20 protein-coding genes are annotated in these 21,290 nt (G+C 55.1%); 9 read left to right on the top strand and 11 right to left on the bottom strand.

The features are described 5' to 3' along the window. Positions 1 to 3: 3 nt before the first annotated feature. Both NR187_RS21525 and NR187_RS21520 read right to left on the bottom strand, forming a co-directional pair. Entirely contained in the window at positions 4 to 1,665 is a 1,662-nt protein-coding gene (locus NR187_RS21525; RefSeq protein ID WP_256807509.1) for a recombinase family protein, read from the bottom strand. 35 nt (positions 1,666 to 1,700) lie between these two features. Further along, positions 1,701 to 2,177 (bottom strand): hypothetical protein, encoded by a 477-nt coding sequence (locus tag NR187_RS21520; protein ID WP_256807508.1) that lies wholly within the window; start codon positions 2,175 to 2,177, stop codon positions 1,701 to 1,703. Between the two features lie 975 nt (positions 2,178 to 3,152). Here NR187_RS21520 and NR187_RS21515 point away from each other — a divergent pair. Further along, positions 3,153 to 3,560 (top strand): hypothetical protein, encoded by a 408-nt coding sequence (locus NR187_RS21515; protein WP_256807507.1) that lies wholly within the window; start codon positions 3,153 to 3,155, stop codon positions 3,558 to 3,560. A gap of 69 nt (positions 3,561 to 3,629) precedes the next feature. Continuing rightward, positions 3,630 to 3,821: a hypothetical protein gene (locus NR187_RS21510; RefSeq protein ID WP_256807506.1), complete on the top strand. Its 192-nt coding sequence runs from the start codon at positions 3,630 to 3,632 to the stop codon at positions 3,819 to 3,821. A gap of 15 nt (positions 3,822 to 3,836) precedes the next feature. Here NR187_RS21510 and NR187_RS21505 read toward each other — a convergent pair whose 3' ends face one another. After that, complete coding sequence (locus tag NR187_RS21505; RefSeq protein WP_256807505.1) at positions 3,837 to 4,070, bottom strand: helix-turn-helix domain-containing protein; 234 nt, start codon at positions 4,068 to 4,070, stop codon at positions 3,837 to 3,839. Between the two features lie 80 nt (positions 4,071 to 4,150). On the opposite strand from NR187_RS21505, the gene NR187_RS21500 reads away from it, so the two are divergent. After that, a complete protein-coding gene (locus tag NR187_RS21500) occupies positions 4,151 to 5,245 on the top strand; it encodes a hypothetical protein (RefSeq protein ID WP_256807504.1) in 1,095 nt (364 codons plus the stop codon). Positions 5,246 to 5,665: 420 nt separating this feature from the next. Here NR187_RS21500 and NR187_RS21495 read toward each other — a convergent pair whose 3' ends face one another. Both NR187_RS21495 and NR187_RS21490 read right to left on the bottom strand, forming a co-directional pair. Further along, positions 5,666 to 7,807 (bottom strand): hypothetical protein, encoded by a 2,142-nt coding sequence (locus tag NR187_RS21495; RefSeq protein WP_256807503.1) that lies wholly within the window; start codon positions 7,805 to 7,807, stop codon positions 5,666 to 5,668. A 709-nt stretch (positions 7,808 to 8,516) separates the two neighbouring features. After that, complete coding sequence (locus tag NR187_RS21490) at positions 8,517 to 10,751, bottom strand: P-loop NTPase fold protein (RefSeq protein ID WP_256807502.1); 2,235 nt, start codon at positions 10,749 to 10,751, stop codon at positions 8,517 to 8,519. 260 nt (positions 10,752 to 11,011) lie between these two features. Between NR187_RS21490 and NR187_RS21485 the strand changes: the two genes are divergently transcribed. Genes NR187_RS21485 through NR187_RS21475 form a run of 3 tightly spaced genes read left to right on the top strand, consistent with a single transcriptional unit; the run spans position 11,012 to position 13,178 of the window. Continuing rightward, positions 11,012 to 11,920 (top strand): patatin-like phospholipase family protein, encoded by a 909-nt coding sequence (locus NR187_RS21485; protein ID WP_256807501.1) that lies wholly within the window; start codon positions 11,012 to 11,014, stop codon positions 11,918 to 11,920. 14 nt (positions 11,921 to 11,934) lie between these two features. Further along, complete coding sequence (locus tag NR187_RS21480) at positions 11,935 to 12,834, top strand: nucleotidyltransferase (protein ID WP_256807499.1); 900 nt, start codon at positions 11,935 to 11,937, stop codon at positions 12,832 to 12,834. Further along, positions 12,831 to 13,178, top strand: a complete 348-nt coding sequence (locus NR187_RS21475) for a hypothetical protein (RefSeq protein ID WP_256807498.1) — start codon at positions 12,831 to 12,833, stop codon at positions 13,176 to 13,178. The genes NR187_RS21480 and NR187_RS21475 overlap by 4 nt, the downstream gene beginning before the upstream one ends. Here the strand turns inward: NR187_RS21475 and NR187_RS21470 are convergent. Beyond that, positions 13,175 to 13,747: a hypothetical protein gene (locus NR187_RS21470; protein WP_256807497.1), complete on the bottom strand. Its 573-nt coding sequence runs from the start codon at positions 13,745 to 13,747 to the stop codon at positions 13,175 to 13,177. The genes NR187_RS21475 and NR187_RS21470 overlap by 4 nt on opposite strands. Before the next feature lie 186 nt (positions 13,748 to 13,933). After that, the gene (locus NR187_RS21465) at positions 13,934 to 14,917 is read right to left on the bottom strand and encodes a hypothetical protein (RefSeq protein WP_256807496.1); all 984 of its coding nucleotides are present in this window, start codon (positions 14,915 to 14,917) and stop codon (positions 13,934 to 13,936) included. 159 nt (positions 14,918 to 15,076) lie between these two features. Here NR187_RS21465 and NR187_RS21460 point away from each other — a divergent pair, with 159 nt between their 5' ends. Further along, positions 15,077 to 15,697 carry a hypothetical protein gene (locus tag NR187_RS21460; protein WP_256807495.1) on the top strand — a complete coding sequence of 207 codons (621 nt, stop codon included), beginning with the start codon at positions 15,077 to 15,079 and terminating at the stop codon, positions 15,695 to 15,697. Between the two features lie 14 nt (positions 15,698 to 15,711). On the opposite strand, the gene NR187_RS21455 is transcribed toward NR187_RS21460, so the two are convergent. Together NR187_RS21455 and NR187_RS21450 are read right to left on the bottom strand one after the other, a co-directional pair. After that, a complete protein-coding gene (locus NR187_RS21455; RefSeq protein ID WP_256807494.1) occupies positions 15,712 to 16,173 on the bottom strand; it encodes a hypothetical protein in 462 nt (153 codons plus the stop codon). Further along, positions 16,173 to 16,904: a hypothetical protein gene (locus NR187_RS21450; RefSeq protein WP_256807493.1), complete on the bottom strand. Its 732-nt coding sequence runs from the start codon at positions 16,902 to 16,904 to the stop codon at positions 16,173 to 16,175. Before NR187_RS21450 ends, NR187_RS21455 begins: the two co-directional genes overlap by 1 nt. An 80-nt stretch (positions 16,905 to 16,984) precedes the next feature. Here NR187_RS21450 and NR187_RS21445 point away from each other — a divergent pair, with 80 nt between their 5' ends. Both NR187_RS21445 and NR187_RS21440 read left to right on the top strand, forming a co-directional pair. Continuing rightward, positions 16,985 to 17,440, top strand: a complete 456-nt coding sequence (locus tag NR187_RS21445) for a hypothetical protein (RefSeq protein ID WP_256807492.1) — start codon at positions 16,985 to 16,987, stop codon at positions 17,438 to 17,440. A 7-nt stretch (positions 17,441 to 17,447) separates the two neighbouring features. Then, entirely contained in the window at positions 17,448 to 18,083 is a 636-nt protein-coding gene (locus NR187_RS21440; RefSeq protein WP_256807491.1) for a recombinase family protein, read from the top strand. Between the two features lie 645 nt (positions 18,084 to 18,728). Here NR187_RS21440 and NR187_RS21435 read toward each other — a convergent pair. Further along, positions 18,729 to 19,445, bottom strand: coding sequence for a hypothetical protein (locus NR187_RS21435; RefSeq protein WP_256807490.1), 717 nt, complete (start codon positions 19,443 to 19,445; stop codon positions 18,729 to 18,731). A gap of 102 nt (positions 19,446 to 19,547) precedes the next feature. Then, positions 19,548 to 21,272, bottom strand: coding sequence for a recombinase family protein (locus tag NR187_RS21430; protein ID WP_256807487.1), 1,725 nt, complete (start codon positions 21,270 to 21,272; stop codon positions 19,548 to 19,550). Between the last annotated feature and the right edge of the window lie 18 nt (positions 21,273 to 21,290).

Raw genomic sequence — 21,290 nt, 5'->3', positions numbered from 1 at the left:
CCATTAGTGCCGCACGCGGGCGCTCTTGGTTTTGGGTCGGCCTTGCTTCGTTCGCTTGTTCCGCGGCGCTCGCTTGGCTGACTCGGCACGGGTGGCTTCCCCAAGTCTAACCTTCAGCTCGTGGACGAGTTTTTCGAAGGTGGGGAAGCGCACCGCGTGGTGACGCGTTAGAGCATCATCCGAGAGCCAGACATAGCGTCCAGCCTTGAGCCGAGAAGGCAGCAAGAGATAATCCTCGATTGCACGGTTTGACTTATCCAAGCGCAAGATTGCTAGTAATCCGGTTTGAATCTGCCTCCGATTTAGCTTCCATTGCGGGGCATGATCTGGACCGCGTGTCGTCAGTTGCCGCGCAACAAGAAATGTGACCCCGCGTTTCCCGTTCAAGTCGATGGCGATACCACCGTGAGCGCTCTCGACGGTTAGTCCAAGGTCAGCGGTCAGTGTCCAGGAGAGCCGATCTGCATGCCGTGTCAACTCGTCGGTCCAGAGCTTCTTGGTGTCTATCCAGTCGCAATCTCGCGAGACTGTGTATCCAATTAGGCTATAGGCCTTTCGTAGCGACCCGAAGTGCTTCACGTATGACGAGACATGATTCACCCCGAGCGTCGTATTGATGATGCGGGAATTTAGCTTTCCTTTGCGGCGCAACGTCATACGCAATCGCGTCAGCATTTCCTCTTCTGAGATTTCAAGGCGCCGCTCCGCGAGTAAAGTCTGAGCTTTGGCGAAAGTGTCCGGATCAATGATCGGGTCAATGGCTGCATCACCGCGAACCCAAGCGTGGATCGGATTTTTAACAAGGCGTTGTCCCAGACGCCTTGATGTGCGGTTGTAAACGATCTTTCCAACGTAATTTTCATTCGCGAGAATCGTCGAAATCATCCCGTCGGTCCAAAGTCGTCCGTTGTGATTGTCGATTTGCGCGTCATTTAGTTGTCGCCTGATCTCCGTGTATGACTTTCGCTCGGCCACGAACTGATTGAAGATCCACCTGATCACAGCAGACTCTTCCGGAGATCCGTGCTCCAGCCTAACACGATCAGTTTGCAGCGCCTTGCGCTCCCCTTTGTTGAGCCGTGTTTTCGCGTTCTTGTTCTCGTCGACCATCATTCGACGAAGCCCATAGCCAAGCGGCCCACCTACGCGAAAGCCCAGGCTTGCTATCCGGCATTGGCCGGTGTGAACCTTGACCGACAGCTCCCGGCTATACTCTGCCGCCATCACGCGCTTTATGTTCTTGACGATGCTCGACAGTAAGCTGCCGTCATTCTCAAATTGCTCGGCGCAATAGGCGATCCGAACGCCATTTTGCTTACAGACGAACTCATAATGCGCGCTTTCATCGACATCCTGAAACCGGCCCCACCGGCTGACGTCGTAAACAAGGATATGGTCAAAATCTGCGTTCCCTGATTGAACGTCTTCGATCAGTTCGATGAGGCCCGGCCGACCTTTTATTCTCAAGCCACTGCGGCCTTCGTCGACGTAGGTCCGAACAATGGTGAGGTTCTTTTGCTGGGCGTACGCAGCTATTGCAGCCGCCTGATTTTGGATCGAGTACCGCTGTAGCTCTGTCGACATGCGTACATATTGCGCTGCACGAAGGGCTCGGCTGCGCCTCTCTAAGGCCGTTCCCTTTCGTATGACGAGCGAGTTAGCCATCGGCAGACATCCGCAGCTGTTGCGCCGTAGCAAATCTATTTGGCTTGGTCGCGATCCTCGACGGCGAACACCTCGTAAAACTGTCCCGGCATTGTCTGCGTCAGAAATATTTCCAGAGCTACAATGTCAGCATAGCCACTGTTGTCATCGCCGGCATTAGTTAGATCGACGACAGTCATCCCATTGCCGGTATCGAAGTTGGACGCGAGCGCACCAGGTATTCGGATCAAACCCTGCAAGCTGGGACCCTTCGTGCTGATGGCGACTTTGATCTGCCCCGCTCTTCGAAACGGTGCGCGTCCAGATCGAAAATCGATCCTTTGCCATTGCTCGATCTCGACTGCAGCGTGGCCCAAGTATCTCGAACCGTTTGCCGGATCGATAGCGGCGAGAGAAGGGAGGGCGAGCGTCGATATGGCGATAACGACTGCAGCCGCGGCTAAGTTTAGATAGCCGAAGGATGGTCGCAAGATGCTTTGCGTTTTAACGACTTGCAGAAGCTTTTTCTGCATGTGAGCGATCCATGAGTGAGCGGATAGCGGCCCCCCTTGTCGCGGCGTCCCCGGCTCCCCCAGCGACGTTCTCAGGCGTGCAATTTGCCGAGGGCGGGTTCCCGCATTGGCGGGCTAATGCTTCCCAGCCAACACACTTGCCAGCTTGGTTTCGATAACCTGGGCCGCCATTATCACCGCACGCAGCCCACGCAGGCGCGCTTAGAAGCATCAAACAGCATGTGAGACCCATAGCGCTTCGTATTGACATGGCACCAGCTACTGTCGCTTCGCTACGCACGCATCAACCGCATAAGCACACTGCTCTCCGGCCGTCAGGATGCCACCTGTTGGGCCGGAGTAATTGACGGACGCAACTTGGCCGGCGCCGAACACAATGTTAATCCTGCAAAAGCGCTTCGAGCTGACTGCGGAAGCGCTATACCGATCGCCACTGATGCTGGCCACCTGCATCCCATTGCCAGAGTCGTAGCCCCACACTTCTGTGTTGCCTTCAGCTGCCTTGCTGACTGGGGGGCCCATGCATGCAAGCACTCGTTCCTTCGACATGCCTACCATTTGCGAGCGCGCATCTTGGGCAATCTCAGCTCGTTGAAATGCGCAGCCCCCCACAGCAACGCTCACCGCTAACACCACAAATTTCCGCATGGCTTCCCCCGACCTTCTGCTATCCAACCGCAACTGCAGGGCGAGCGCAAGCGATGTATCGACCAGCTCTGATCATCTCGGCGTCCGCGGCTCTTTGGACCAGGGCGGGCTTGGCAGAGCAGACGGTAGCATCGCTCCGCTACGCCACCTGCCTGCTGACCGAGTCTAGAATGAAGAACTACCGTCGCCCGATTGATCGGCTCGGGAGGGAGACGAAAATGGTTAGATTACAATCAGATAGATCGGCTTAGGGATTCGCTCCACATCGCTGTTGCCCAAGTGCTGAATTCAGAAGACGGCGGCTCCATCAACAACGAGGAGCCCATCATGGCACGAGCGACTATCTCTCTGGTTTCCGTACAGAAGCCGACCGCCAACACTCCGGTCCTTCAGCGTCGCAACAAATTTACGTCGAGCATTGATCAGCAGATCACGAAGATCGGGCTCTTCCGCGAGGGAAAGCGAATCTCACGCGAACAGTTCTGGGTGGATGCGAACGGCGGGATCTTCTTCCAGCTGCGCTATGGGAAGCAGCCGCTGGAGCTAGAGAAGGGGAAGAGCACCCTCAAGGCTGTCGGCACTGGCAACGCTGCTTGGGATGATCTCGTAGAGCAACTGGAGCAGATCAAAACGCTCGCGGTTGCTGGCGGTTTGGACGATGCCCTCTCGGCATGCGCCAATGCAGTGCGGTCGAACTTCAAGACTGCAAAGGACAAGAAGGCCGGCAAGGGTTAGCCCCGGCTGTTGACCATCTTCGATAACTCGTCAGACCCTCCTTGGACTCGATACCAAGGAGGGTTTTCTATGGACGATCAACTTGTTGCCCATGCTCTTTCGCTCGTCCGTGACGATATTCGCGTTTGCAAATGGGTGACGGCCGAGGTGGATCGGCGTCTTGGCCGCAAAGGGCCTCAGGACCTCGAATTCTGGCGCACATACACCACCGTTACCGACGATCTGATTGATGCGGTGCGAGCGAAGAATGATGCTGGCTGACCCTGGGGAGGCTGCTTAGGCCTTCTTGGCCGGCTTTCGAGCTGGACGCTGAAGAAAGTCGGTCGGCTCCACCTGAAGCACCTTGGAGATCTTCACCAACACCTCCAGGCCGACCCACGTCGATCCCTTCTCCAGCTTGCTGATGTAGGTGCGGTTAACGTCTGCGTCAGTCGCAAGATCTTCCTGCGAAAACCCTCGTTCCCGCCGAATCCTTCTCAAGTTTCCCGCAACCACCTGCCGCCAGTCCATAAGGCCAAGTGATCGGGCTGTTGCTTATAAGCGACCACCGCTTTAAATCGACAAAGTGATACGATGCCAGGGAGATTGCTATGCGGAGATTTTCGGTCTTGGCTGCGTGCTTGGCTGCTCTGACAGCTCCCGCAAATGCTCAATTCAATGTCTTTAGAGATGGTGCGGCGCAGGATCGATCAAACGGTCGTACTGTTAACCGTGATCCAGCCAACGCAAAATCAGCTTGGGAGCGGCTCGCTGGCCCGGTCCTGTCATGCACCGACTCCAGCCTTCAAAGAGAGCGCACGAGCGTCGGCGACCTTATTCAGCGGAACATCTATCCTAACGATCCCTACTACAGCCGGATCATCGCAAAGTGCGAACAGGACCTACGCCCGCGGGCATCGGATTCGTCCGAGCCTGTCCGGTCGCCAGAGTGGAAAACTTACCCGATAGAGAAGCGCTTCGCGTACTTCCTCGAAACATTTTGGCTTGATCGGCGCCTGTCGAGCGCGAACTGCACCGAACTCGCCGTTCGGGGGAAAAGTTACTTTGACCGCAAGGCGTGCATCTTGTCGAGGGGCTTCTGGTTTGAAACGAGCAGCCCGCAGCACTGCAAAATGGTCGTTCGGGAACGAACGCCCCTGTTCGCAGAGCCGGAGAAGGCTTGGGACGGCAAGGTCGTTGGTAAAGCAATTGTCGGTCGCGAGGTCGCATTTGACCTCGCAACCCTTGATGAAGCTCTGATCCGAAAGGCTGCGGCCGGATTGGATATCTATTTCGAAATCGATGATCCGTCCTCGGTCGTTCGTCGGTTGGCTTTTTCCGACAACCCGGACAAGTGGATCGATGTCCCACCGCCACCCCTGGCTAGCACCTTGAAACTATCTGGCTCGGATGATGAGCAGTATGATGCTTTGCTGAGGGCGCGAGCGGTATGGGCGGCCGAAGCCAATCGCTACGAAATCGAGATTCCCGGCTACCAAATAGCCGGCTTCACGAACAATAGAGACACCAATTCTGACGAAGGCCTTCGGCTACTGCATGACAATCGGATGCGAACGTTTCTTCTGCTCTCGACTTCTTCGCATTACGGCCATGCGATGCAGCCACGCCAACAGGATACAAACGCTCTGATGAATGCGGAATTCATCGAGACCGTCAAGTCAGTCCTGTCGCAGTGTAAGAGGTAGTCTGACAGGACCCAATTCAGCCTTTGTCATCATGCGACCTTATTCGCTATGACACGGCTCAAATCTTGAGAAGAAGATCGCTGAAATCGCTGCTCTGCTCAAAGCCAAATGTCGACGCAGACAATCCAGATCGTCTGCAATGAGGGTCGAAGCGGACCTGAAAATTGAAATGCGAGAATTCGGCATATGACCCAAAACGGACATTTTTCCTTGATTGGTCTATCTCGACCTCAGCAATAATCCGTAAAGATCGACGCCCTAAAGTAGAGCAGCCAGATGATGTAAAGCCTTCGCTGCGAGGTTCGATCCTGACGAGGATGCGAGCAATGATGCTTGCTGCGTGGTCGGCGCTCGCGAAATCCGCTGGCTCATCCTCATACTAAAACTGGCTCATCCTCATAAATTAAAAGACGTGTTGTTTTAAGCATCGCACTTGGAATCATTTTTCCACACGCATAGATAGCTGTTAACGCGTGAGTTGGCTCGTCGGACTTCCGACACACCCTTTCTCGTTTCACTCAGTATGTGCGCCTTCAATTGAAGATCCGTCTTTGCAATTCTTACAGCCGTTTGCAGGACTTGCTTTTGAAGTTTGTTCTGTGCTGCTTGGACTTCTTCGTCCAACTTATTCACAAGCTGCTGAGCCTCAGATAGCCGAGATTGAGTGGATACAATCGTTTGATCTCTAATATCGGCAACTTGCTTTTCGAGCTGGCGAACTTGGCCCAACATATTCTGCTTCGTCTGATTCACCACTGAAATTGTTCTAGTGACATTGTTGCAGAGCTCGCTGGCGGGCCAGGGTAACGTCTTACATACTCTATCTGTAACCTGCGTGACTATTTGATCCGGCAAACTTGCCGCGCTGCTTCGCAAACTAGAAACTTGGCTTTGAAGTGCGGACTGCTGTTGAGCTAGTTGAGATAGCTGCGCTGTCAGAGAATTTACTCGATCCAGAGCGATCTTTCGTTGTTGATCATACTGCGCGTTTACAAAGTCCTGAGCGGTGGAAAGATCTCGTTCGGCTTCATCGACGGCCTTTTCCGCCAAAGCATTCGCGGTCTCAGCCAGTTGAAGCGCCTGCGTCAATTGCTTCAGGGAGTTACCCAAGACGTCGGCGTACCTTCTAAACAGGGAGAACAGCTCGTCCATGGTCGATTTCTTGACGCGCATTTTGTTGTAGAGGTTGCCAACAAACGCACAGTCCCACCCCATGCCGTGCTGCCTGTCGTTATCCAATGTTCCATCGTCCCGCTTATGGGTATCCTTTTCCCACAACCAATCCGTCTTTTGAACGCTATCGCTTTCGTTTGCCGGACAGCGCTCAAGAATCAAGGATCTCACATTTGAAGTTGGTCCTTCAGACAGTAGCTGGTAGAATGGATTCCAAGAGGCTCGCGCGGCTATAATTGCAGCTGCGGTCTTTATCGAAAGCGGATCAGTGGCATCAGACGCTGCGATTCCGAGCAATCCTGGCAAGTCATCGGGACCAGGCAGGGTTGGTAAAGTATTAAGTTCAAGAGATGGGTTGCGGATCATCATTCTGATCAAAACGCGCACCGCATCGAGGTGTAACGGGAAGTTGGTTCCTTCAACAGACGACATTATAAGCAATGTGGGGGTCTGCGAGAGGGGCGCTCCTATTACAGGAGCTCCATTAAGTAATTGCTTGCTAGCGCCGATTAGCGCACGTGATTCTACCTCCCAGCTGCTCATCCGCGTCGGGGGAGCTGTTGCTGTAGCTTCATTAACGGCCGAGAAATCGAGTGCATCCCACGGACGAAGGGCACATTTTCCGCCATACCTCCCGTTTATGTCATATCCTGGATTCTCATTAGGATTCAGATGACCGAGATCGTCGGTACAGACCCGCGGCCATTCGATTTTCTCACAAGAGCCTTCGATGACTTCGCGTTTTTCGTCGAGCTTGCACAACTTCGTCTTAGAAGCATTTGTGTTGAGCCATCGGAGCCAAGCCGAGTATCGCCGAACATCCTTGGTCTTCAGCGTGTAAAGCAAGACGCCAAGATTCATGTCAGGCGAAAATCCGTAGGCACAATTATCGTTGAATTTGCTGGTAGCTAAGGGAAACGTTTTGTCGAAACAACGATTTTCCCACATCCAACGCCGGTGAGGCGAACGAAACCAGCGCCCCTCATTATCCTGCGACTCCGCGATGCTTCTACATGCGCCACTATCTCCGCTCGCACAAAGAAGGCCGTTATAGGTTGTTTGGTCACCGTCATCGCAAATGTCGTCGTGATCCAGTCGGTAATCGCGAGTCTCCTTGATCTTGGGCCCGTCAGGTTTTGTCGGGTCTGCAGGGGCTTCCGGATTAGCATTCCCCTTCGAAGGGAATGCGGAAAAATGTCCCTTAAGGCCGGGACACGAATCCCCTTTGTTAGACCAGAGTTTCACAAGATTCGCCGGAATAGGATCGCCTGCATTCACTAATGGCCATGAAGGGAGAAGCGATTGCAGAAAGTCTCCTGCACTCGCAGGTGTGCTTGGGCCCAACACTACAAAACAAAGCCAGAGTGCTGTTCTCGCGTAATGCTTCATTGGGCAATCTCACATAATAATCGCAATGATTGCGCATTCTCGCACAGATTGCAAGTTTTGTGGCCTGGCAACCTATGGGCCTGCCCGTCAAGCTAGAAACCCGACGTCGCAGATGGTTGGAAAATTGATGTTGAAGCGCCCGTTAAGAATGGTCTTAGGTATTGGAAGACGTCGGGTGTGGGGCTTCCTATTCAGGTTTGCTCTCGGAGAGTCTCACGCCGAACGGCTTTGCGTTCAGGCTGACCCACGGTCACAAGTCCGACGTCGGTGTTCAGGGCCGAATGTTGATCCCTGGTGTCAAAGCGACGGCGACTGCCACTGATGGTCCAGCGCTCTCTGTTGATTTCGATTGGCTGAAGGATATCAAAGGCCCTTCCGTCTGACATCGCTTCGTATCTGATCACACTGAAGCTGTTTGACGGCAAGGAGTACATCTTTGACGTCGACAAAGGCTCCGTATGTATTGCTCGATGAGACGCGAACGAAGTATGATTTTCAGCTTCGTCCCAGGCCACCCCTTAGCTTCTAATCCTGATTGGTTCAGAAGTGACGGCAACAATCATCGGCTCCGTGCGTTCCACGGAGCCGCTATTTTCACGGACGAACGATTTTTCCTGACCGTGCCGAGATTTGCGGTGTCATGCTTGGCCAATGCTCGATTGGCGGGATACTTCAAACATAAACGCTGGTCTATGTTATAAGGACGAGGCTAAGGACCTCTTGCCTCCGCCTCTTGATCTTTTGCAGCCGCTTCCGCTGCATTGTACCCTAGAAGTTCAACCGCCCCTTTGGCGAGGCTCGCGACTAGGTTACGCTCGTCTTGATTCAGTTCCTCGCTCCCTGCATGCTTGGTCGCTGCTTCGTGAATGACGTTGATGTCGTACAGGTCGTCGGGTCGGGAGCGCATCGTGTAGAACCGATCTCGGCTGCCGAGCGAATAAGACACCAGCCCCATGCCGGCCTTCGCCAGCGATTTCGGGCTTTTGATTATCTCGCCGGAGAGCCACGCTTTGGCTTCGCCAGCTTTGCCCATGTATGCCCACGCTCTGACAATATCGAAATAGAAAGGCGCGTCCGCCAACGTTCCTCCGGATGCCGCGCTTTCGATTTTGGCCAAAAGGTCCTCGCCAAGAGCCTGCAAATCTTGTTCGGTTATCGTCGGCGACCTTGTTGCCTGGTCTCGCATTTTACCCAGCTCACGCGCGCGCTCGACGAAAACGTCGGCGCAAAAGGCGGCGGACGTGCATTGTTTGAACGACATAAGAAGATGTTTTCCAGCATGCTCCTGTCCCCAAGCTTCGAGCATGTCCGCTATTAGGAACGACAGGATCGCGCGCGGCGATAGCACGAATAGCTCTGCTGTCCAGTCTGATGATAAGACCTTCTCGCCGATCTCGAATAAGACAGCCAAAAGCTCTTGCGTTGGCTGCGGGCGCCCGTGTCCATAAAATCGGTAACGGAGTTCTTCTAGTAGCTGCCCAATCGCGGGTTGACCGCTTCGGCTTGGCTTTTCGATGTAGGGCAGAATGGCGTTTCGCAAGGCACTTGCGTCGCTCATGTTTGCAACGATGCCGTCAATCACCGTCTTTGGGATGGCATCCGAAGAAGGGTGTAGGCCGAAATATGCGTCGTATCCTGGCGCGTAGCCCACACCCCGACGTGCGGCCGTAGCGGCTGGGGCTTCCTCCGACATAGCTTTGTTATCTTCGAAAGCCTTAATGCTGCGCGGGAAGAGGACCTTGACGAGGCTCATCACGTGCTCCCGCTTCGGCTCTGGCAGGCTTTCCTTCAGCCGGTTCACCGCTGCAACCCTGGTCTCGTCTCTCGACATCATGAAGGCTCCCTCGGAAAACAGGAAATCTCTGTTCCGTCGAATCCACTCGAAAGCCTCGGCATCGAAGAGACGGATGCCTTCCATCGCGAGGAGGTCTCCTGGATCAATTTCGCCCTGCAGCGCGGGCCAAGAGAACTTTACGGCGTTCGCAAGTCGAAATAGGTCGCGCGGGTTGCGTACCCACCGGCGAACCCCATCGCGGACGATATATTGCCAACGTAGCGAGTCATTGATGTGCTCGTTAAGAAAGGCGATTTCCTCATCGAGCATCGAAAGGAGCGAATTTGTTGAAGGCCGAGGCAGCTCAATTTCTTGCTGAACGACCTTTTCTGCAAATCGCGGTCCGATATGCTCGTCGTCGTCGCCGTTGAGTGCATTCCACACGATCCGTCGGTCGTAAGCCAAAATATAGATTACGTTGGGCAATCGCCCGACCGTCTTCACCATCTGCATGATCGACCGGATTTCCTCGTCATGAAGCCTATCCAGATCGTCAATGGTCACAAGGAATCTCTTGCCGCTCTCAGCGAGCCGGTTGCGCAATTCTTCATAAGCAGTCTGCAAAGATGGGTTGGCAAGGAATCTGTCCACCATAGCGCCGAGCGACTTCTTCGCTACTGTTCCGACAGTCTTCGAGGCAACGCCGCCGCTGGGATCAACAGTAACCGCTACCGTAGCAACCGCTTCGATGAGCGGGTCACCGCCCAGCTGGAACGCTCGCAGCAGTCTATTCCACTGCCGCCCAAGCCAACTCCGCCGTTCACCAAGGTTTTCAGTCATGATCTTGAAGAACGCCGCTATTAGGTCCTGATGGCCGGATACGATCCAAGGTCGGAAAGTGACCAGCGTCAGCCTTTCGGTATCGACCGGGCATTCTTGATTATGCTTGTCCAGAAAGGCGTGAACGAAGTTGAGGGCAGTCGTTTTTCCGCTGCCCCACTCGCCATGCAGGCCTACAACGTACCCATTGGGCACGCTAAGGCTGAGCATCACCTTCGAGAGCCGTTCACAGAACGGCTTGTACCCTAAGCGGTCGTCCTGCCACGGGTTTTCCTTAGGTAGATCGTCGCTGAGAACAAAGTGTCTTTGCTCTCCATCGCGCGCTTCCATGATGGGTACTCCGTTGGCGTCCTTCACCACTAATCAATCGGGTGGGCTAGTCCACGCTCCGGGGGGCAGGAGTCCCAGGGGCGTCGCCCCCCAGCGAACAGCCGGGATCGCGAATCAAGTCCATAGTAAGGTAGTATTCGTCGTTGACTAGAATCAGGAGTTGCGCGACCTCGATGGGTCGCCACGTGGGCGGTAGGGGGAAATGCGGACTCTAAACGACGAGGGAGGCCTGAATAGCCGTGTCTATACAGCCATACCGCGTGCTGACCCTCGATGGGGGCGGTGCCAAGGGTTTCTATACGCTCGGGGTCCTGAGAGAAATCGAGGGCCTTGTAGGCGTCCGATTACATGAGAAATTTGACCTGATCTTCGGCACAAGCACCGGAGCGATCATCGCTGCCATGCTGGCACTCGGCCATTCCGTTGATGAAATACACCATCTCTACAAAGAGAACGTCGTCAAGGTGATGGCGTCCCAGACGGCAGCAGGGAAGACCGCAAGTCTGAGAGCGCTTGCTATCGAAGTATTCAAGGAAAAGACCTTTGAAGATGTGAAGACCGGAATTGGCATCGTGACCACGAAATGGATCAACGATCGACCAATGGTGTTCAAGGGATCGAAGGAGCAGGCGCACGGACGGCAAGGAACATTTAAGCCCGGCTTCGGCTGCACGATCGCCGAAGCTGTCCAGGCATCGTGCTCCGCATTTCCGTTCTTCGAGAAAAAGCTGGTCAAGACACCGCTCGGTGATTTCGAGCTAATCGATGGCGGGTTCTGCGCCAACAATCCGACGATGTACGCGCTCGCTGACGTGACTGGGCCGCTGGGGAAACCTCGAGCTGAGATTCGTGTAGTGAGCGTGGGCGTCGGCGAGTATCCGCCGAAGCCGCTAAAGCGCTTCAGCAAAATGTGGTGGGCGAAAAAGTATGATCCCGAGAGCGTAGAGCTTATGCAGAAGGTTATGGAGATCAACACGCAGTCGATGGATCAGCTGCGCGCCATCATGTTCAAGGACGTTCCCACCATCAGGATCAACGACTCGTTTCCAGAGCCGCATATGGCAACGGACCTGTTCGAGCATGACATGAAGAAACTCAACGACCTGTTCATCCGAGGACGCGAGTCCTACGCGAAGGTCGAGCAAGATTTGAAGAATTTTTTGGTTTGAGGGAACGTTAGCCGATGAGCATCGGAGAAACCCAACTTGAAACGTGGTCGAAGGTCGGCTCGCAAGTTCAGTCAAAGGAAACCTATGCGACCATTCGCAACGCCCTGATCGTCAACACAGCGCCGTACGCGGGCGATGTCGATATCTACCTGCAAGGCTCCTACGGCAACGACACCAACGTTTACGGCAAGGAGAGCGATGTTGATATCGTGGTGCAATGCGACCGCGCGTTTTTTTACGACCTGAGCGCCCTTACACCTATGCAGCAAGCGATGTTCAACTCGACATCGAGCGGTGCAGTATCGTATCCGTACCAAACATTCCGCGCTGACGTTATCAAAGTCCTGCAGGGCAACTTCGGCAACGACGTTGATACGAGCCACAAAAAGGCGATCAAGATCAAAGCTAACGGGAGCCGGCGAGGTGCCGACGTTCTCGTCTGTCAGGATTTCCGCAAATACAAAAACCTTACCGGCTACCCCAGCGACTACGATACGGGCGTCGCGTTCCTCACGACCGACGGCAAGCGAATCGAGAATTTTCCCAAGGCACATTCCGCAGCCTTGACCGCGAGGCACCAGCTATCAAGCAGTTGGCTGAAACCTACGATCCGCATATTCAAGAACATGCGCAATCGCCTGATCGACGACGGCAAGCTCGCCAGTGGCGTTGCACCGTCCTACTACGTCGAGGGCGTGCTCTGGAACGCTCCGCTCGCCTCCTTTGGCAAGGATTACAGCACAACGGTCTTTAACTGCCTGAATTGGATGAATACGGCCGTCGAAAGCTCGCTGAGCTGTCCGAACGGAATGTCTGGCGCCCTGATCGGGGACAACTCGCCAACCAAGTGGTCCACGGCAAACTATCGCGCTTTCAAGGACGCCACCATTGACCTGTGGAATGATTGGAAATGAGTGAAGAGCTACGGCATGCCTGCTTCGAACTGGCGCGCGTCACCAATTGGGACATGACGCCCGTCGATACTGCGGCCATTCAGACCCTTAGCGATAGCTTCTACGAGATCGCCATGGACCAAGAGAGCGCGTCGCTGAATATCGACACGGCGCTCCTGGCCCAAGCTGTCGGCTATTTGGCGCACGCACACGCGATACCGCCAATGCAGAACGATACATCTTGGTTCTACAACATGCTGATCGCCGTGTTTGAGATAACAAGACCGAACAGGTTTGTCCCTGACGACAAGCCCTTCCTAAAAGAGATGCTGTACGACATTGCCGAGTCCCTGAGCGCCTGTTAGCGGCGATCCTTGGCTAGGTCGCTCGTCAATTGTCCCACTTCGATCCAAAGCCGGTCGAACTCCCGGGTGAAATAGCCGATCTCGGCAGAAGTGTAGGCATATGCGCTTGGCCCTTTGAGCGGGTGCTTCTTGGTCGCGTAGAAACTTGGAACGAGCCAATAGCCCAGTTTTAGCTTGGGTGGATCGCTGAAGCGCATGTCCACGATGCCGTGCGCTATGTTGTTTCGCTTGCCGGCGAAATGCTTACATTCGGTACCGATGAGATAATGCAGCCGCTTTTCCAATGCTGCGTTCGGGTACCATTGGAAATGAGCCTTGGCGGCTTCCTCGATCATCGTGAGCCTTGCCGAACTGCCCAAAACGGACCCGTAGGCTCTGTCGGCAGGGTGATAGACCGTGTCGTCACCGCTCGGCCATTCCCCGCCGACCAACTGCGAAAACAATTCGGCAAGCTTCGTTTCCAGATACTCCCACTGCGTGAGGGCGCGTCCGACCGCCGCATACGTAGCATCCGCTTTTTTGTCCCCCTTCTTAGGGTGCGGGCGGTCATCCCAAGGCTTGAGCGCCATCAATTCGGCTCCGATAGGGTTGTCTTTCGTACATCATACAGCCTGCACTTTGGCTTGGCGGCGCTTCTTCCGCATCGCGACGCGGAGTAGCTCTCATGCTTCGCGATAAACGGACACCGATACGATGCAGCCAATGGTGGGCGCGCTACGCGCTACGGGACCGCCAATCGGATACAAAGAGCGTTTCTATTGTACCGCGCCGTCGTCATCGGCAGCGAGAGCTTGCTTGCCGAGTCGTTTGATTGCCGTGCCGATCTGCTTGGCCTTCTGGATTGCCCCCCCATTGACGACGGCGGCCACGGCAGTAATGGCGGCGACGCTATCCGCCTTCATCAGCGCTAAAAGGCCAATCGATGAGACCAGCACGGCCCCTTTTGCCGTCGAGGTGATGATCTCTCCACTCTTATTGGTCCACCACTCCTCGACTCCTTGTCTGAACGTTTTGGTCGCAGTCACGACCTCTTTCTCGGACGCCTTGCTCTTTTTGAACGCAGCGACCATCTCGCGGATGCGCTCAAGCTCGGCTTTCATCCGCTCGAAGTCGGAAGTCTCCTGGGAAACCCGCGCCCGTCCATCGTCAGAATTGGGACGTTCTCCGTTCAGGGCTTCGAGCCTGGCATCTATCTGCAGAATGAGGCCGTTGATCGCTAGATTGATTTCCTTCTCGTTCGCCTGAACCGCTTTGCCGATCCGGGTAGTCGCCGCACCCCGCTTGGACTTCGGCGTAGCCAACAGGGCTTCGAGCTCTTTCAAGTCCAGCGCACGGAAGCGCCGGTCATTTTCCGGCCGCTTCCGCATCGGATTGCCGACGCTACGTGCACCGACCAGCCAGTATTCATCGAAGTCCTGGCGCTTATACATATCCAGCGAATAGCGGAAGTCCTCGTAAGCCCGCTTTACCGTTGCGGGATTAATCTCTTGCACACAGTCGATGATGTAGCGCCGCTCTTGCCCGAAGTCGGTCCGCTTGAATAAGAGATCGCCTGGACGGGCTCGGCCACCATCGGGCAATGTAGTCAGGTCTAATTTCGCTGCTTGAAAAAGTTCGCCGATTTTGTGCGCTATTTCCGCTTCGAGCTTACGGTCATGATCGCGGAGCCGATTCAGAGTTGAAGAATCCGGGAACAAATCCCCGCCTTGCTTCCCAGTCTTCTTCAATTTCTTTGGCATTTTGTCTCCCCGCACCGGGACAACAATACACACGCAACACGCGCGAATTGCAATCGGCTCACGTGACGCCGCGCGGAAGGCTCCACTCTGCGCGTTATCCTTACCTTGGACCATAGACTCACTGTAATATGCCACCTACGGGCGAGTCGGGTTGGGGGTGTGGATATGCCGGAATGGTGGACGCTGTACGTCGGGCCGATTGCCCCTATTATTGGGGCAACGGTAGGCGCACTGATCGGCGCAGCTGTGACCTATACGCTGGTGCAGAAGCGCAAGCGGGTAATCCTCTTTGCGGGGAAGTCGGAGAGCCTGACCGATTCACTGAAGGCGCGGAGCGGAGAGATCGCGAAAGTCACGATCAATAAGCAGGAATTGGACTCACTTAACCGAACGGAGGTGCATGCCTATCACAACGGAAATACTTCCATTGCCAATTTTTCGTTTGAGATATTGCTGCCCGGGCCGCATAAATTCGTTCAACCGAGTCTGAATGCATCGAGCCTGCTGTTGCAGACAGACGTGCTAATGAAGGTAGCGTCGGTAGAGCAATATTCCAGCGTGAGGTTGACCGCCCCCTTTCTCAATCCGAAAGAGAGGCTGGAGGTCGCTGTTTTTTTCGACGGAAAACTCGTAGAGCCAGAGGTCATGTGTAGGATCGAGGACGTGCAATGCAAGGTCCGGCGGGGCTTGAGTATTGATTCTTACCTCGAAGATTTTGGCCCCAATACTCTCTTGGGAGCCATCGGGCGTGGCGTGATGAAGGGACTGATCTCCCGCTAACCAAAGGCGTGCCGCTATGAGTACCCGAGATAAGGGACGGTCAAGCCGGGGGTGCGCAGCGCCATTTCAGTGACGTGCCAGAGGACGTAAAAGACCGCTCCGAGGATAAGAAAGCGAAACTGCCACACGCCCCACCTGCCGGTCTTGTCGGCGAGTTCACGCACAGCCTCCTCGATAATTTCGACGACTTGTGGGTGATTGGGATACTGGGGGTGGATCCCTTCCTGGACCCGCAGCATGTCGTAATTCGCGCTCACGACGTTGGCCACGTCGCGAAGCTGCCTACACCCGGCATAGAAGCTGAAAGCCCACGATAGGACGGCAAGGGCAAGCGGCAGCTTTGACCAGGACAGCGTCGCCGTCTGCGACTGCGTCACGGCAAAGGCGATGGCTGCGCCGGCGGCGGCCAGCAGGAAGTACGTGTACTTATCCTGCCCCTCGCGGGAGGCTTTGTAGATGTCCTGCCGCAAGTTCATCAGAAGGGGATATCGTCGTCCATATCAGCCCGCCTGGTGCCGTTACGTGCAGACGGCGGCGGTATCTGCTGCTTGGGCCTCTCGATCCGTTTCGGCGGCGGCGGCAGCTTGGCGTTCTCCGTGTCCTGGCGGACACCGAAGATGGCGGCAATGAGCCGTGCCCATTTCCAAGTCGGCTCCAGCTCTTCGGTTGCGTCGGCCGTGGTCTTGGCAAGCGACATGATGAAGTCCTGGAAGCGCTGCATCGAGGTGCGGTCTTTATCGACCTCAGCAAGGAAGGCGTTGAGGCGGTTCATCAGCGCCTCTTTTTTCGCGGCCTCCAGGGCTGAGGCGTCGACGATTTCCTTAATCTTCGTGACGTAGGCCCGGATGTGCTTCTTTTCGTGCTCGTCGAAGGGCAGCGACGTTGCCGGCCCGACCCGGATATTCCTGATGTGGACCCCGACGGTGTAGCCGTCGACCACTTGGCGGAAGTGGTTGTAGGTCTGGGTCAGGTTCGAGGTGTTGTTGGGGTCGGGGACTGAGAAGAACTCCAGAATATCCAGACCAAGGGCGTTGGCGGCTGCCAACGTGTGGTTCATGTACTCAATGACGAAATGCTCGTACATGTTGCCGCTCTGAGAGCTCTCCAGGTTGCTCTCCAGCATTTCCCGGAATTTGCGCTCGAGGCGCACAAACGCCAGATCGGGCGGACAGTCAGCAGCAGCTAAAAAGTCGTCCTCTGTGATCATTTCCCGGCCCTCCTCGGCGGTTGGCGGGAATCTGGGCAGGAGAAGTTCCGGTTACAAGGTCACGCGGCTGTGATTCAAGGGTGTATCCCGCACAAAATGAGCTTTACGAGCCGAGAATCGGGCTGCCGGTCAACTGCGGAAATGATGTAGAGCCAGCGCGAGCCGTAGGCGCTTACAGCGTTCTGAAAGGCGATTTACCGAGCGATGTGGCGAGGTCGGCGTTGATCGGCTCGCCTGTGATGATGCTGGTGCATCCACGGCGTAAATGCTTTCCAGTAGGCCATGAGATCAAACGAATGGTCGGCATCGTTCTTGTCAATGAATACACCACTCGTGTCGATCCTGCGGCCCATGACGTGCGTGTGCGGGCCGGTGAAGAAGCCGGTGTCGCCCCTCTGCACTCTCTGAGCGCGTCGAGTTCAAGAAATACCATTCAGAACGGAAGGATGGCGGCTGATCAACGGGCTCTAGATGCTTCAAACGATCTGTTGTCTGAGTTTTTCGTTTGGATGATCACGCCCCTCGCTTACCTATGAGGGGCACTTGTCAAAATTCATCGCATATTTCCGTGTGTCCACCGAACGCCAGGGCAAGTCTGGTCTTGGCTTAGCCGCTCAGCGTCGCAAGATCGCTGATTTCGTTGCAGGCGCCGGCACACTGATCGCTGAATTCTGCGATATCCAATCCGGGAAGGACGATTCCCGCACAGAATTGCAGAAGGCAATCCAGCTAGCAAAGCGGGAGAACGCAAAGATCGTCATCGCGCGTCTCGATCGCTTTTCCCGCCGCGTTAGCTTCATCGCCAGCATTCTTGAACAAGGCATCGGCCTGGTTTGCGCTGAAATGCCCAATGCCACAGATTTCCAGCTGCATATATTTGCCGCTCTCGCTCAAGAAGAACGCCGATTGATCTCCGAACGAACGAAGGCAGCATTGGCCGAGGCAAAACGTCGAGGCAAGATTCTAGGATTAAACGGAAGGAATTTGGCCGCGAAGAACCGCAAGGCTGCTGACGAATTTGCATCTCAGCTCAGGCAAAAACTGGATGCGGATCTATTGCGGCGACCTTACAGCGAAATTGCGCGGCACCTGAACGACGCGGGAATAACGACGGCGACCGGGCGAAAATTCTACCCGCAGACGGTCAAGAACTATGTCCGACGGTTGAGCATGCTATGATGTTGGGAACGCGCAAGCTAGGCTCCTGGGTGGAAACGCATTCGTCAGATCGCCATGCAGAATAGCCCAAAAGGGATCGGATATCTCATTACGGAAGGCTTCTTGGTCTCGAATCGCCTCTAGCGGCACTGCAAATACCCATGATCGCTTGGTCCACGGTTGCTCCCCTGATTCGGGTTGCTTGTAGACGAGCAATCTGCCTCCTAAGTGCCTATCGTATGAAGCGGACTCGATGGGCCAACCGCACGTATCGAATTTCAGAAATCGAACAAAGTACGTAACTTCTTCTTGGACGCCCGTACCAGCTATGAAACAGCATGTAAGGAGGGACGATTCAGCGTGTTCCAGCTTACGCCTTGGAACCCCCGGCGAACTCTGACGATATAGATCGGTACATAATATGACTCGCCCCAAAGGCTTCACTCCCTTGGGTTGATCACTCGACACCTCGGCGCCCATTGAAGTCCAACAGCACGTCCACTTTCCTGAACCTGCCCATTCCGCATGCTTGTTCCAGGAGAAAGTTCCCAGCTGCATCCCAATGCGCGAGCCCAACAGGTCTTTTGCAGACTGTGGCAAGTGTTCAAGCTCTTGAGTTACTTTGGCTACGTTCGCGACGGAATCAAACACGATCGACATTGGTGCTCACCTCCAACTGATAGACTCAGATTCTCGCTGTATGGGTTTGAGAGTTGCCCATTGAAAATATTCCAAAAAGCCTCCTACGCGTTCAACGTCCTTCAATTGAAGGACGTCGACGCCATTGAAGGTCCCAATCCCTTGCATTCTCAGAAAGGATGCTGCGCTCTCACACCACTCGACGAAGCAAGCAGGTCGAGGCGAGTGAGCTACTCGGCTTTTGGCAGACATCAGGTCAACTAATATGCTTGACCACTGGCGTAGGCTAGTCTTGCCACGTGCTTGTGCATCGCTGCTACCGTACTTGACGATGGACAAGTGCTGGAGTTTGTCACCTACTTTTAGATCGCGGCTTGCGCTCGCTATCTGCATCTCAACTTGGTCTTCTCCGAAGGCCGCATCCCATTTGACTTCGATTACGATTCGCAGAGTGTGATCACCATAATGAAGATCAATCAGCACGTCAGGTTCGACGTATCGTTTATTCCGGTATCCGGGAGCCACGTCGAGCATTGGCCACAATTGCACACTGGTCCAATCCGGCTCGCTAGCATCGTTCTCTCCTGCGAGTAGTGCGACAATCTTGAAGACGTCCGCTGGTGACATAAAACGAACTGGAGTGAATAACGCGGACGTAATGGCATCTTCGACGATCAACTGCGCGCCGTCAGCCTTTAATTTATCGGGAACGTCGGAACGCTTGCGGATGAATGCATCTAACATTTTGCCTCCTGCTACGAACCCGACTAGCCTCAAGCGAGCACCTCAAGACCGCGAATCCCACTGGGGAAATATTAGCTCTCTGAGTGACCTGATCGGGATTCTTTATTTCCCGTCCAGAGCTGGTTCGTCGGCTGGCAGTTGGAAAACGGTGCCATCTGCGGAAAGCACGTCGAAATCCGGCGCCTTCCCACTGACTTTCTGGATGAACTTCGCCGGGTCTTCAGGATCGACGAAGAGTGTCATGCTCTGACCATCTCGGAAGACCACCTCAAAGCGCTGTGTGTCAGGGTCCACGGTCAGGCGCAACTCGCTGATCAACGATTGCAGCCTCGATGCGATCTGAGCGCGGAGCTTGTAGACATCCCCACCTCTGGCGGCCCGCACACGCTCGATCAGCCCCGCAACCTGGTCGGGGTGCCGGTAATACGTCAATGCCGTCTGGTCGAGCACCGACATCTCGTGGCGAAGTTGCTTCTCCTGCTTCTTCGCTGCGACCAGCTCCAGTTCAGCCTTCTTTATCCGCTCGGCGATGAATGCGCTGTCAAAATCCGCCATTTTCAGGCCGATCTCGTAAGCTTTGTGCTGCTCGTCCTCCAACAGTCTCACTTTGCCCACAGCAGCATCAAGGTGAAACGCCACCTCATTGCGCTTTGACGAATGTTCACTCGACGAGACGAGCGAGGCGAGATCGAGCTGCTCGACGAATGACAAGAACGTCGACTCGAACTGGTCATAGCGCCAGCGGCCGGTCATTTCGCATCCGATATTCCGGAGTGCATTCGAGCACACGAGGTACGACTGCCCCTTGGGCGGCGTGCCTTTGTTTTGATAGTGCATTGGCTTGCCGCAGTAGTCGCAGACCGCCAACTTCGAAAACAGGTTGGTGAAGTGCTTCCCCTTCGAGCCGCCGCTGCCCTTCTTACCTGTTTCCTTATCGGGCTTGGTCTTGCGCTCGAGCCGACCGCGCTGCGCCGCTTCGAAAACAGGCTGGAGCACGATTCGGGGGAAATAGTTGCGAATCGGATCGCCGTCAGGAGTCCGTTTCCCGCCTTCCATGCGGTTCGGCTGGAACGTTCCGATCGCCGCTGCACTGCTCAAGATCTTGTTGACGGTCGAGTTTTGCCATCCGCCCTTGCCGGTGAAGGTCGGGACACCTTCTTCGTTCAACCGGCGAACGATCGTGAACGTACCGATTCCAGATGCAGCCTCATCGAAAATCCGGCGGACCACGGCAGCATGGTCCTCCACCACTTCAAAACCCATCCGATCCGGGGTCAGGCGCAGCCAGCTTGGGCACCTTGCGGTCAGCTTCTTCTGACCGATGACGGCCCGCTTTGCCTTCCAGGCTTGGGACAGACGATCGCTCTTGCGAGCTGACTCCTCGTTGGCCCGGCTCATCTTGGCGATCGAAATGATCAGGTCTTCAAAGCTGATCTTGCCCGTGAAGACGCGCTCATCGTCCAGGGTGACCAGAATCAAGCCCGCTTCGACGATCTCCATGAATGGCTTCAGGGCGATCATCGGCTCTTGGCGGCTCATTCGGTCGAAAGATTCGAGAAGCAGGTACGAGCCCTTCTCGATCTCGCCCGCCCGAACAGCCTCCAGGAACTCGCCAAACCTCCCGGATGCGATATTTTTGCCGGAGTAGGCCGAGACACCGATGTCATGCCAACGATCGTCCTCGACCAACTCCAAGCCGTGCTGTTCGGCGTATTTCCGGGAGGCTTCACGCTGACGGCGAAGGCTATCGCCCTTCAGCTGAAGGTCGGTGGACATCCGGACGTAGGAGAAGGCTTTCGGGCGGGCCGATGGGTGAACTATAACCATCTGTAATTATTAACAAAT

Source organism: Bradyrhizobium sp. Bra64 (assembly GCF_024519875.1).
Lineage (GTDB): Bacteria > Pseudomonadota > Alphaproteobacteria > Rhizobiales > Xanthobacteraceae > Bradyrhizobium > Bradyrhizobium japonicum_G.
The sequence above is the reverse complement of the archived record's forward strand: the minus strand, read 5'-3'. Positions and strand labels throughout refer to the sequence as shown.